Raw genomic sequence first — 12,305 nt, 5'->3', positions numbered from 1 at the left:
ACTAGTTTACGGTAAAATAAAAAAGAATAAAAGGGATGAAACTTATGCAAGATAAAACAAATCAAACAAACGAACATGTTTACTTTTTAAATCAGCTTTACAGAGACTTCCTTTTACCAGAAATTCTCGGTAAAGATACTGCAAATATCCTTTACTGGGCCGGCAAGAGAATCTCTCGGCACTATGATCTTTCCTCTTTTGACGATTTGGCTGAATTCTTTAAAATGGCTAACTTCGGCAAATTAGAAAAAGTTAAAGAGCGACGGACATCAACTACTTATGAATTAAGTGGTCAAACCGTCACAGATCGTTTAAACAGCGATAGCAAAGAATTCGCTATTGAAGCGGGAATGATCGCCGAAGCAATGCAAAAAGAAAATGGCCGCACAACTGAGTGTGAAATCAATATTTTAGATAAAGAAAACAAGGTCGAACTTGTTGCTCGCTTTAGCTAGGCAAAAAAATAGTTAAACTTTTCTTTCTTCTGTATACTTATTTACAAACAATATTTTGCAAAGAATATATAGGAGAAATAATATGATTAAGGAATTTAAGCAGTTTATTGCTCGCGGCAACGTGATCGATCTTGCTGTCGGCGTGATAATCGGAGCCGCTTTTACTGCAATTGTGAACTCCCTGGTTAAAAATTTGATTAATCCTCTTTTAGGATTAATTATTGGTCGAATAGATTTGTCCAATCTCGTTTTTAAAGTTGGCGGCGCAACATTTAAGTACGGCAGTTTTATTAATTCAATTATTAACTTTATTATTATTGCTTTCGTTGTCTTTTTAATTGTCAAAGCTGTCAATAAAATTGGGAAGGCTAACAAAAAGGCGGCTAAGCCAACTGAAGCTGATTATCTCAAAGAAATTCGAGATCTATTAAAAGAAAAAGAAACACAATAATAAAAAAGGACAAATCTCGTTCAAAATTAGACGAATCTCGTAATCAATTGACTTCAATTCCATGAAATTGGTTCAAAATCTGATTAATAATGTTTTTTCTATCTCTTGAAAAACTAACTTCATCCCCATTTGGAAAACTAATTATGCGATTGGATAGATCAATCGCTGCAATATTCTCCGGATTAACTAAGAATGATTGCGAAACTTTCATCAAAAAAGCATTTTCCTGATCCAGATGCGTGATCGTCCCCTTAAACTCACTTTCACCGGTTTCCGTTACCATTTTAACCTTATGCTGAACAGAACTGTTTTCAATATAATAAATTTCATCTGCTCTTACTTTTTGCACGCGATGACCAACTCTATAGATTAAACTCTTTACTTCTACTTTTTCTGCCATTGTTAAATTATCAATAGCATTTTTGAGTGTTTCTTCCAAACGATTAATTATTTGATTCCGCGTTTGGGCCTTATTAATATAATCAATTGCCCCAATCCGTCGGCGATAAGTTAACGGAGCATATTTGTCATAAGCAATCACAAAAATAATTTGTGCATTAGAATCATGTTCTTTTATTTTTTCTGCTAAATCAACTCCATTTTTTGCTTCTGGATCATGACTCAATTCAATATCCAAGAAGTAAATCCCATTTTCGATTGTTTTTTGTTTTAAAAAAGCAATTACTTCATCAAAGCTATTAGCAATTAAGGAAATTTGCAGTTGAATTTGGTCATAGTTAGGACTGTCGTCGCGCATGTTTTGAATAGCAATCTTAATCTGGTCAGCGAGTCTCTCTGACAACGCTCGATCATCATCGCAAACAATAATCGAATAATTCATTCTTTAATCTCCTTCCGTGTCAATAACTAAATAAAAGTCGAACCAATTATCTTTTACATTATATGAAATCGACATTTCTGCATATTTATCTTCAATCTTGGCAATATTTGCTAAACCCAGGCCAGCATGATTTTTCTTAGTGGTATAACCCTGTTCCTGAATTTTTTTGATAGAAATTTTAGACTGCACTGTTCGATTGCGAATTTCATATTCAAATTCATTATTGCCTTCAGAATAAAACATGATTTGAATCTCTGGCGTTAGGCCGCGTTTTTTTAGCAGTTTGCTTTCTTCAATCGCATTATCGCAGGTAATCCCAATAATTCTAACCAAATCCAAGGCATCGAAGTTTTGCGGCAATTTCGTAATTTCTTGGCGACATTCAAAATTATATTTAATTCCTAAATTATACATTTCTGTTAATTTAGAAATAATGATGCTCTTAATAATTTTAAATGGACATGATTAATATCCTTATACTTCAAAAATGCCTGTGAATTTAAATTGGTTTTAGTATACTGATCCAATTTTTCAATTACTTCGTCAACATTGCCCTCTTTTGCACTCAATTTAAGTGATTCAAACATATTGCGGTAATCATGACGAAAGCTTCTAAGTTCGTCTTCGCTTTTTTCGAGATAAGTCGCGTAATCCTCAAGCTGCTGCTGTTTTTCAAATTCTGCTTTTTGCTCCTGATGATTTAACAAATTACGCTGCGTGTGAACCATTCCAATATAAATCAAGATTGCAAAAATAGTTTGGAAAATCAACAAACCAATTGAAATTTGAATTACTTCAATTGGCCGGTTATCAATTCCCAAATAATAATTGATAACATCGCAGGAAAGGTAAATATAGAACAAGATACCAATGAAAATATTGCTATTTTGATCGATCAATCTTTCGCGTAAAAAACGGCTATATTTTGCAACAATCACCATTGTAATTAGTAAAATATCAAAGGCTTCTTCCCAGATATGCAGCTTGAGAAAGGCGATGAAGGAGCTAATTAAAAACTCACTCGCCAAAAGAAATTGATCAATTACGTAAAAGAAAAGTAGCGAACCTAAAATTAATTTATGGTTATTCTTGCGAATTATCGCAAAATACAGATACAAGACCGCTATTTCGGCATAGGTCAGCCAGGTATTAACGAAATCTAATGGACTAAATACCAAAATCACCGACATAATTAAGCAAAAAAGTACCAAAAATAGTTTATCTTTCCCTGTCTTAATCGGCTGCGCTAGTTTAACAAAAACAACGACGTCTACGGCAAGGCTTAACAAGAAATAAAAAAGATCGATAAAAGCTAGAATCATTCCGTAGAAATCGATATAAAAATCCATATTTTCATTTCCTTTTATTGATAAGATAACTAATTTTAGCCCATATTTATAGTAAAAATAAAATAAGCAGTAAAAAAAGGATTAAGCGCACAAACGCTTAATCCTCTTTTTAATTACAAACTTAATCAGTATATTGATCCAAGATTGCATTCAATTTTTCTTTTGGGGTGTAACCAGTCAAACGGTCAACAATCTTGCCGTCCTTCTTGATAAGCAAAGTTGGAATAGCCATAATACCCAACTTCTTAGCAGTATCTTGGTTATCATCAACGTCCATCTTAGTAAATTTAACATCTTGACGTTCTTCAGCCAATTGATTAATAACTGGTGATTGCATCTTGCATGGACCACACCAGGGTGCCCAGAAATCAATTAAAACAACGCCATCTTTAGTTTCATCTTCAAAATTTTGGTCAGTAATTGCATCAACCATCGTTTTTACCTCTCTTAATCAATAATCTTTTTTCTTTATAAAAATACTATAGCAAGTTTACTTACTTTTTACAAGTTAATTGCTTGCTTTTATTTTAAATGGACAATCGTTGCACCATTGCCGCCTTCATTAGCCGGTGCATAATTAAAACTTTTAACGTGATTGCTTGAACGCAGGTATTGCCATACGCCTTTACGAATAGCACCTGTCCCGATTCCATGAATAATTGTGACATAGTCAAGTCCGGCTAGCAAAACTGAATCGATATAACGATCCAAGTTCGTCATTGCTTCATCATAACGCTGACCACGCAGATCGAGTTCGCTATGAGCATTATTTCTTCTCAAAGTACCACTGGTTGCACGTACTTGCTTCTTTGGCGTGGTTTTTTCACCCGTTACTTTTTCAATATCGCGATCGGAAACTTTGATCTTGATAATTCCAATCTGAACTTCATATTCATGCTCAGACAGTTTCTTGGTAATCGTCCCAGTTTGCCCATATGAGAGGACTTTTACCTTATCGCCAACATTCACATGGTGGTGACGCTTCTCACGCTGCAAGACTTTATTATGGGCTAAATTGTTTGCCTCCTGCTGTTCAAGCTTATTAAGCTGACCTTTAGCATCAATAATCTCATTTTCTTTAATATGCTGCCGGCTGTTTTCGAGCTGCTTAATAATTTGATCAGCTTTTTTACGACGCTTAGCAACAACTTCATTAGCTCGTTCCTGGGCAAAATCAAGCTGCTTTTGAACTCGCTGATTGTACCAGTCCAGTGCCTCTTGCAGTTTTTCTTCTAATTTTTGACTGCGATCCAAACTGGTTTGCAGCCGATTACGGGCCGCCGTTGCAGCCTTTGTTTGTTCATTCAAGCGTTCAATCATCTTATTGATGTCAGAGTCACTATCTTTCATTAATCCTTGGGCATTTTGAACGACGTCTTCACGCATCCCCAATCGACGTGCAATAGCAAACGCATTACTATGCCCCGGAATACCGATCTGCAAATGGTATGTCGGCGACAGCGTCTTGAGGTCGAATTCCATTGAAGCATTTGTTGTTCGCTCGCGATTGTAGCCATACAGTTTTAATTCAGGGTAGTGTGTGGTAACCATGATTTTGGCATCTTTTTTGCGCAAAAAGTCCAAAATGCTTATTGCCAAACTAGCCCCTTCTTCTGGATCAGTTCCCGCACCAATTTCATCAATTAAAACTAAAGTATCGGCATTGACATGCTTCATAATGTACACGATATCGTTAATGTGTGAAGAAAAAGTACTCAGTGATTGCTCAATCGACTGTTCATCACCGATATCAGCATAGACCTGTTTAAAGACGCCTACCGTGCTGCCTTCTTCAGCTGGAATAAACAGACCAGATTGCGCCATTAATTGCAATAACCCGGCAGTTTTTAAAGTAATAGTTTTACCACCAGTGTTGGGGCCAGTAATCAGCATTGTATCAAACTTATCACCTAAGCGAATATCATTTGGTACTACCTTTTCTGGATCGATTAATGGGTGCCGCGCTTTAAGCAAATTCAAAGAATGATCTTTGCTCAGTTTTGGCTGTGAGGCCTTCATTTGCTTTGCCAACTTTGCTTTAGCCTGCAAAAAATCTAATTCAGTCAGAGCTGAGGCAATCGCATTTAAGCGATCAATTTCAGTCCGTGCTAAATTTGAAAGCGACTTTAAAATGCGGTGAATTTCTTGTTGCTCTTGCGCTACCAGATTTTGCTGCCGATTATTTAAATTCAAAACGGCTTCTGGTTCCACAAACAAAGTTTGACCACTGGCACTTTGATCATGAACAACGCCACCAAATTTTCCACGATATTCTTGCTTGACTGGAATAACATAGCGATCATCACGGATAGTTACAATTCCTTCAGACAAGTACTTACTAGAATTGCCTTTGGTGTAGCCTTCCATTTTTGCTTTAATTTCTTCTTCATTGCTGCGCATATCATGACGCAGTCTGGCTAAAGCAGTAGAAGCTGTATCCAGTACTTCACCGTCATAGTCGACCGACTTTTTTAATTCATGAAACAAAGTCTCCGGTACATCAAGTTCTGTCAAAATTTCGTCAACTGAACTTAGATCAACTTCATCATCGACTTCTTCCATAAAGCCGTTAACATCATTAGCTAAAGTCAAAACCAACAACAAATTGCCTAATTCTTTTGCATTTAAATTTGCTTTTACACCTAATCTTTTGGTACTTGGACGAACATCTTCAAAGTCTGTTAATGGTAAATTGCCCTTCACTCTCAAAAGACTGCTTAAAGCAAAAGTTTGATCCAATTGTTTTTGTACCTGCTCATAATCACCACTTGGCAATAATTGTTCTGCCCTCTTTTTAGCAGGAGCTGTGATTGCCAAACTCTTTAAACGAGCAGTGATCCGTTGAAATTCAAGTATTTCTAAAATTTTTTTGTTCATCATAGCTATTTATCTTTACATTCCAAGTAAGACAAAAAGAGACTGGCAATGCCAGTCCTTTTTGTTTTATTCACCACTTAAACGATCATCGCTCAAGAATGTATTCAATACTCCTTGAACCATATCCCATTCTTCATCTGATTCAATCTCATGCAAGTCGCTGCTTGTAACGTCGCCTGCATCATCAGCATCATAACTAAATGCTTGCACTTCGATATCCTCATCATCACCTACTGCTGCAGGATACAGAAGTACGTAAGACTTATTGTAGTCATCAGAATGGAAAGTGAATAAGATCTCATATAATTCTTCATTGCCCTGATCATCAATCAAGGTAATTTGACGGTCCTTATCACCATCACCATTAATGTTTGCTGCCATTTTAATCCTTTCGGTGTAAGTCTAAATAATTTTGCAAGATAAGCACTGCAGCCATCTGATCAATTACCTGCTTACGCTTCTTGCGATCATGAACGCCAGCTTCTTCAACTAGAACTCTTCGTGATTCCACTGTTGTTAATCGTTCATCATCATAATAAACAGGCAGATTAAACTTCTTTTTCAGACGTTCGCCATAAGCCTTGCTCCGATCTACTGAATGCCCACTTGTTCCATCCATGTTCTTTGGCAGACCTAAGACAAATCCTGCAGGATCATATTCGCGCACAATTTTCTTCAGTGGACGCATTCCAAAGTTAAATTTACTCTCATCAATTGGAATCGTCTCTAATTTTTGCGCAGTAATCCCCAATTCATCGCTGACTGCAACTCCAACTGTTTTGGAGCCGATATCTAAACCGATTAATCTCATTTACTTATCTTTGCCAAGGTAGCTCTTTACAAGCTCCTCAATAATTTCATCACGCTCATGCTTAAGAATTAAATTACGAGCATCATTATGCCGTGGGATATAAGCAGGATCCCCAGAAAGCAAGTATCCAACAATTTGATTAATTGGATTGTAGCCCTTTTCTTCGAGCGCATTGTAAACATCTTTTAGAGTATCATACACGTTTTTGCCTTTATTTTGGTTAAAGTCAAAATGCATGGTTTTATCTAATGAACTCATAATTATTCCTCCTGTCACAATTCTACTTGAAATAAGAGCCAAACTCAATTATTTAATTCTTAGAAATTTCACTAATTACAGTCTTAATAGCCTCATCGATGCCCTCTGGCTTCTTACCGCCGGCTTGAGCCATGTTTGGACGGCCACCACCGCCACCACCAAAGATTGGAGCGGCTTTCTTAATCAAATCGCCAGCCTTAAGACCTTTATCAAGAGCCTTCTTATTCAAGCTAATAATCATGTTAGCCTTGCCATCATTCTTGGCAGCCAATACCAAGACATCAGACTTGTTGCCACTTTTCCAGCTATCGGCAATTTCACGCAAGTCGTTCATACCGCTAACGTCTGCTGTTGCAGCAATAACTGTTAAATCGCCAACCTTTTGAACATTGTCAAAGATTTCTCCAGCCTTTGCTTGGTTGATCTTCTTAGTTAAATCTTCAATTTGCTTTTGGGCATCATGCAAGCTACTTTCAAGTGAATCAATCTTGTCTATAATGCCATCTGGCTTAGTAGCCTTAACATGTTCTTGAATATCATCAAGTAAAGTTGAGCGGTCAGCTAAGTATTCATAAGCCTTCTTTGAAGTTACGGCTTCAATTCTGCGCATACCTGCACCAACAGCGGATTCAGAAATAATCTTGAAAATACCGATTTGGTTGGTATTGTCACAGTGAGTACCACCACAAAATTCTGATGAAAAGTCACCTACTTGAACAACACGAACTTTATCACCGTATTTGCCATTGAACAAAGCTAAGGCACCCATCTTCTTGCCTTCTTCTGGTGTAGTGACAGTAGTCTTAACTTGAATTGCTTCCCAGATCTTTTGGTTAACCAATTCTTCAACTGATTTAATTTCACGTGGAGTCATTGGTTCCATAGCTGTGAAGTCAAATCTCAAGTAATCAGGTTCAACAAGTGAACCAGCCTGGTGAGTATGTTCACCTAAAACTTGACGAAGAGCTGCGTGCAATAAGTGAGTTGCAGTGTGAGAGTGACGCAAACCTTCACGACGTTCACGATCAATCTTTAAAACATATTCTTTGCCCTTTTCAAGTGGCAAAATGATATCAACAAAGTGCAAGTTTTGATCATTAGGTGCATGTTGAACATCTGTAACTTTAGCAACTAATTCGCCATCTTGGTTGTAAATATTACCATGATCGGCAACTTGTCCACCACGTTCAGCGTAAAATGGCGTCTTATCAAATACTAAAATTGCTTCTTCACCATCAGCCTTGTTGACCAACTTGTCATTAACAACAATGTCAATCAATTTAGCATGGTCTTCTTCATACTTGCCATATTCAAATTCTGACTTGTCCTTGATATTCATCAAGGTTACATCTTGACGACCCATTGATTGCAGGTCACCACGAGCTTTACGAGCACGCTCTTTTTGAGCTTGCATTTCTTTATCAAAGCCCTTCTTGTCAATCTTAAGACCTGCATCTTGAGCTGATTCGAATGTTAATTCATAAGGAAAGCCATAAGTATCAAACAACTTGAAGGCATCCTTGCCTGAAATAGTCTTATTGTCTGACTTCTTAGCCTTGGCAATTAATTCATCAAGCAAAGTTAAACCAGAATCAAGAGTTGCTTGGAATCTTTCCTCTTCATTTTGAATAACATTTTCAATGAAGCCTCTTTGATCCATAACTTCTGGGTAATGGCTTTGCATAATTTTACCAACAACTGGAACAAGTTTGTAAAGAAATGCACCTTTAATGCCCAAACGTTGACCATTCAAATCAGCACGACGAATTAAACGACGAAGAACGTAGCCACGACCATTGTTAGAAGGAAGAGCACCGTCAGCAATAGCAAAACTTACGGCACGAACGTGGTCGGCAATGATCTTGAAAGCAGTAGTATCTGCTTTGTTAACACCGTATTTCTTGCCTGGAGTCATCTCTTCAGTTGCATGAATAATTGGCAAGAACAAGTCAGTTTCAAAGTTTGTTGGTGCGCCTTGCAAAATTGAGAGCACACGTTCAAGACCCATACCAGTATCGATATTCTTATGTGGCTGATCAACATATTTGCCATTTGGAAGGTGGTTGTATTGTGAGAAAACAATGTTCCAAATTTCAAGGTAACGAGCGTTTTCACCACCTGGGAAGTTTTCAGGGTCATCTTCAGCAACATCGTTGTTTTCTTGACCACGGTCATAGAAAATTTCAGTATCAGGACCACATGGACCTTCACCAATATCCCAGAAGTTGTCTTCTAACTTAAAGATATGATTTTTAGGCATTCCTGCCTTTTCCCATACCTTTTGTGAATCAATGTCTTTTGGATAAACAGTACAATAAAGCTTGCTCTTATCAAGACCTAACCACTTAGGACTTGTCAAAAATTCCCAAGCCCAAGTAATAGCTTCATTTCTGAAGTAGTCCCCAACTGAGAAGTTACCAAGCATTTCAAAGAAGGTTTGGTGACGAGCAGTTTTACCAACGTTTTCAATATCATTAGTTCTGATTGATTTTTGTGAACTAGTAATTCTGTGGTTCTTAGGAACAACTGAACCATCGAAGTACTTCTTCATTGTGGCAACACCAGAATTGATCCAAAGAAGAGTTGGGTCATCTTGTGGAATAAGTGATGCACTTGGCATAATCATATGGCCATGTTCTTTAAAGAAGTCTAAGAACATTTGCCGAAACTCTGAACTTGTTAGTTTCTTCATTTTTATCTCCTAATCCAAAATAAAAAACACCATTACAGTTTCAAGGACGCTACGTGCGCGGTACCACCTTGATTGCAACAGTGTTTGTTACCTCTTGATTATCTTTAAAATTAATACTTAAAGGAGCATCCCCTAAAGCGAATTAAGCTTTTCTCACCAATTAGCTCTCTCTTTGAAATTCAACTTTAAAAGACATATCTTAAGCTGAAAATAATTGTACTACTTAGACGAAGTTTGTCAACGTCCCTGCTCACGCCGACGGCGACGTTGCCGCTTAGCTTTGCGAACCTCATGCCGCTGTTCAAGCTTGCGCTTTTGACGATTGTCTTCTTGAATAGCACGTTTGATTTTCTTCTTGTAGCCTGGCTTGCGTTTACGTTTTTCTTTTTTAACATAACCAACCAGTTTTGTATCAAGCTTGCGATTCTTAGCTTCACGGTTGTCGCGACGGCGATAATGTTTACGAGGAACCAGTTCGCCCTTTTTAATTTCAACAAAATCAAAATGAACGCCCATCTTTTCCAGCTCTTCAATTCGGTTCATCTCTTCTTCGCGAATCAAAGTAACTGCGTGACCTGGCAAACCGTTGCGACCTGTTCTGCCAATCCGGTGAATGACGAATTCCAAATTGCGCGGAACTTCATAATTGATAACTAAACTTACGCCATCAATGTCAAGACCACGGGCTGCCAAGTCGCTGGCAACTACATATTGGAATTGCCCCTGTTCAACTTGGCGCAACGTCCGTTTACGCTCACGTTCAGTGATGCCGCCGTGAATTTTAGCGACCTTTAATCCTTGATCCTGCAAAAACTTGGTTAATTCATCAACTTTTTGCTTTGTATTGGCAAAAACCAAGGCCAAATATGGCTGCCCCATCGTTAATAATTGATAAAGAACGTTCTTCTTATCTTTTGAACCAACATCCAAAAGATCGTTTTTTATTGTTGGCGCAATAATTGCTGGATTATCAATGATAATTTCGTCAGGATGCGCCATATACTTACGTAAAAAGTTGGCCAACTTCACTGGAATAGTTGCTGAAAAGGCTGCAAAAAGCACATCCTTTGGCAACTTAGCAGCTACTTGATCGATATCATTTAAGAAGCCCATATCCAAAGTCATATCAGCTTCATCAATGATAAAGTCCTTCACGGCATCAACAGCAAAGATCTTCTTTTGGACAAAATCCAGCAAACGACCTGGCGTTGCAATAACCAGTTGCGGTTTTTTATTTTCGATTTTTTCTAATTGACGTTCCCGGTCAGTTCCTCCAGCCAGGTGCATGATTGAAATATTCAATCCTGAAGCCTTGCGCAGGCTCTTGGCAACCTGATAAAGCTGATCGGCTAATTCACGACTAGGTGCAGTAATAATTGCTTGAACATAGTCAGAAGACAGATCAATATCATTAAAAACCGGTACTAGATAAGCATGCGTCTTACCAGAACCTGTTGCTGACTGTACAATCACATTTTGCCGTGAAAGCATGGTCGGGATAACTCGTTCCTGAACTTTAGTTGGCTTAGTAAAATGAATTTTTTCAAGCCCGGCCTGCAGTTCAGGTTTAATTCTTGAATCAGTAAAAGTATTATTCATGTTCTTCATTGTATTTCTTAGTTACCTCAACAACTTCGGCGAAGATTTGCTTTACTTCATCCATATCTTTTGCATTAGCGCCTGAAGCCAAAGCATGACCACCGCCATCATGTTTTTCAGCTAATTTGTTGATTACAGGACCCTTTGAACGGTAATGAACGCGGAAAGTACCATCTGGTTTTTCAACAAAAACATTCCAAGCTTTGATATCTTTAATTCTTCCTGGAGTAGAAACAGTAACTGATGCTTGATCATCAGTAATGCCAAGTTTCTTCAAATCTTTTTGCATTAAAACAGCATAAGCTGCGCCGCATGGATCAACTGTCATATAGTCAAGAACGGCAGCTTGAAGTTTAGCTTGAGCAAAGGTAACATCACTGATATTACGAGCAATCTCAGTAATATTAATGCCTGTTCTGGCAAGTTGAGCTACTACATCAAAAGTATGAGCGGAAGTTTCTGGATACATGAACCGTCCGGTATCACCAACAATTCCAGCATAAAGCGGATAAGCAACTTCTTCAGGAAGAGGCAATTTTTCAGCATTAATAAAATCAACAATAATTTGAGAAGCTGCTGGTGCATCTGGATCGACATAACTCATATCGGCATATGGATCGACATCAGGGTGGTGGTCAATTTTAATTAAGAAAGAACCTTCACGGTAAAGCTTGTTGGAAATTCTAGAGGTGTTGGCAGTATCAGTTGTAATTACCAAAGCACCTTCATAATCTTTCTTAGTGACCTTATCCATAGTATTAATCCAGGCTAAATCGCCTTCGTCATTTTCACCGGCACACAAAATACGTTTGTCAGGGAATTTTTCTTGCAAGCTTCTAGCAAGACCAGCTTGTGAACCAATTGCATCTGGATCAGGACTGGCGTGACGATGCAAGATAATAGTAGGATATTCTTTAATTTTTTCGTAGATTTCATCAAAAGTACTCATAATCTTTAACTCTCCTTAATTTT

At 37.8% G+C, this 12,305-nt stretch carries 13 protein-coding genes; 2 read left to right on the top strand and 11 right to left on the bottom strand.

What is annotated here, in order from left to right; translation table 11 throughout:
- Window positions 1-44 precede the first annotated feature (44 nt).
- Window positions 45-455 carry a YslB family protein gene (locus tag D0Z64_RS01885; RefSeq protein WP_080881197.1) on the top strand — a complete coding sequence of 137 codons (411 nt, stop codon included), beginning with the start codon at window positions 45-47 and terminating at the stop codon, window positions 453-455.
- Between the two features lie 82 nt (window positions 456-537).
- Window positions 538-906, top strand: coding sequence for a large-conductance mechanosensitive channel protein MscL (gene mscL / locus D0Z64_RS01880; RefSeq protein WP_080881196.1), 369 nt, complete (start codon window positions 538-540; stop codon window positions 904-906).
- 43 nt (window positions 907-949) lie between these two features.
- Here mscL and D0Z64_RS01875 read toward each other — a convergent pair whose 3' ends face one another.
- The 11 genes from D0Z64_RS01875 to D0Z64_RS01830 form a co-directional block, all read right to left on the bottom strand.
- Window positions 950-1,747: a LytR/AlgR family response regulator transcription factor gene (locus D0Z64_RS01875; protein ID WP_080881195.1), complete on the bottom strand. Its 798-nt coding sequence runs from the start codon at window positions 1,745-1,747 to the stop codon at window positions 950-952.
- Window positions 1,748-1,750: 3 nt separating this feature from the next.
- Window positions 1,751-2,161, bottom strand: a complete 411-nt coding sequence (locus D0Z64_RS08475; protein ID WP_236943525.1) for a GHKL domain-containing protein — start codon at window positions 2,159-2,161, stop codon at window positions 1,751-1,753.
- A 5-nt stretch (window positions 2,162-2,166) separates the two neighbouring features.
- Window positions 2,167-3,096: a hypothetical protein gene (locus D0Z64_RS08470; protein WP_236943524.1), complete on the bottom strand. Its 930-nt coding sequence runs from the start codon at window positions 3,094-3,096 to the stop codon at window positions 2,167-2,169.
- Between the two features lie 121 nt (window positions 3,097-3,217).
- Complete coding sequence (gene trxA / locus D0Z64_RS01865; protein ID WP_080881194.1) at window positions 3,218-3,529, bottom strand: thioredoxin; 312 nt, start codon at window positions 3,527-3,529, stop codon at window positions 3,218-3,220.
- An 89-nt stretch (window positions 3,530-3,618) separates the two neighbouring features.
- On the bottom strand, window positions 3,619-5,973 hold the full coding sequence (locus tag D0Z64_RS01860) for an endonuclease MutS2 (RefSeq protein ID WP_080881888.1): 2,355 nt from the start codon (window positions 5,971-5,973) through the stop codon (window positions 3,619-3,621).
- Between the two features lie 66 nt (window positions 5,974-6,039).
- A complete protein-coding gene (locus D0Z64_RS01855; protein ID WP_006352125.1) occupies window positions 6,040-6,354 on the bottom strand; it encodes a DUF1292 domain-containing protein in 315 nt (104 codons plus the stop codon).
- Between the two features lies 1 nt (window position 6,355).
- Entirely contained in the window at window positions 6,356-6,784 is a 429-nt protein-coding gene (gene ruvX, locus D0Z64_RS01850) for a Holliday junction resolvase RuvX (protein ID WP_080881193.1), read from the bottom strand.
- Window positions 6,785-7,042: an IreB family regulatory phosphoprotein gene (locus D0Z64_RS01845; RefSeq protein ID WP_080881192.1), complete on the bottom strand. Its 258-nt coding sequence runs from the start codon at window positions 7,040-7,042 to the stop codon at window positions 6,785-6,787.
- A 52-nt stretch (window positions 7,043-7,094) separates the two neighbouring features.
- Window positions 7,095-9,734, bottom strand: coding sequence for an alanine--tRNA ligase (gene alaS, locus D0Z64_RS01840; protein WP_080881191.1), 2,640 nt, complete (start codon window positions 9,732-9,734; stop codon window positions 7,095-7,097).
- Window positions 9,735-9,971: 237 nt separating this feature from the next.
- Entirely contained in the window at window positions 9,972-11,333 is a 1,362-nt protein-coding gene (locus tag D0Z64_RS01835; RefSeq protein WP_040457229.1) for a DEAD/DEAH box helicase, read from the bottom strand.
- Window positions 11,326-12,282, bottom strand: a complete 957-nt coding sequence (locus D0Z64_RS01830) for a DHH family phosphoesterase (RefSeq protein WP_080881190.1) — start codon at window positions 12,280-12,282, stop codon at window positions 11,326-11,328. The genes D0Z64_RS01835 and D0Z64_RS01830 overlap by 8 nt, the downstream gene beginning before the upstream one ends.
- Between the last annotated feature and the right edge of the window lie 23 nt (window positions 12,283-12,305).

This window comes from Lactobacillus amylolyticus, assembly GCF_003999355.1.
GTDB lineage: Bacteria > Bacillota > Bacilli > Lactobacillales > Lactobacillaceae > Lactobacillus > Lactobacillus amylolyticus.
This window is presented reverse-complemented; position numbering and strand designations above follow the sequence as displayed.

What these genes read in the sequence shown, in the direction of transcription:
- D0Z64_RS08475 (WP_236943525.1), bottom strand. Translation starts at nt 2,161, where the DNA reads ATGTATAATTTAGGAATTAAATATAATTTTGAATGTCGCCAAGAAATT.
- trxA (WP_080881194.1), bottom strand. Translation starts at nt 3,529, where the DNA reads ATGGTTGATGCAATTACTGACCAAAATTTTGAAGATGAAACTAAAGAT.
- ruvX (WP_080881193.1), bottom strand. Translation starts at nt 6,784, where the DNA reads ATGAGATTAATCGGTTTAGATATCGGCTCCAAAACAGTTGGAGTTGCA.
- D0Z64_RS01875 (WP_080881195.1), bottom strand. Translation starts at nt 1,747, where the DNA reads ATGAATTATTCGATTATTGTTTGCGATGATGATCGAGCGTTGTCAGAG.
- D0Z64_RS01885 (WP_080881197.1), top strand. Translation starts at nt 45, where the DNA reads ATGCAAGATAAAACAAATCAAACAAACGAACATGTTTACTTTTTAAAT.
- D0Z64_RS01830 (WP_080881190.1), bottom strand. Translation starts at nt 12,282, where the DNA reads ATGAGTACTTTTGATGAAATCTACGAAAAAATTAAAGAATATCCTACT.
- D0Z64_RS01845 (WP_080881192.1), bottom strand. Translation starts at nt 7,042, where the DNA reads ATGAGTTCATTAGATAAAACCATGCATTTTGACTTTAACCAAAATAAA.
- alaS (WP_080881191.1), bottom strand. Translation starts at nt 9,734, where the DNA reads ATGAAGAAACTAACAAGTTCAGAGTTTCGGCAAATGTTCTTAGACTTC.
- D0Z64_RS01835 (WP_040457229.1), bottom strand. Translation starts at nt 11,333, where the DNA reads ATGAATAATACTTTTACTGATTCAAGAATTAAACCTGAACTGCAGGCC.
- D0Z64_RS01855 (WP_006352125.1), bottom strand. Translation starts at nt 6,354, where the DNA reads ATGGCAGCAAACATTAATGGTGATGGTGATAAGGACCGTCAAATTACC.
- D0Z64_RS01860 (WP_080881888.1), bottom strand. Translation starts at nt 5,973, where the DNA reads ATGAACAAAAAAATTTTAGAAATACTTGAATTTCAACGGATCACTGCT.
- D0Z64_RS08470 (WP_236943524.1), bottom strand. Translation starts at nt 3,096, where the DNA reads ATGGATTTTTATATCGATTTCTACGGAATGATTCTAGCTTTTATCGAT.
- mscL (WP_080881196.1), top strand. Translation starts at nt 538, where the DNA reads ATGATTAAGGAATTTAAGCAGTTTATTGCTCGCGGCAACGTGATCGAT.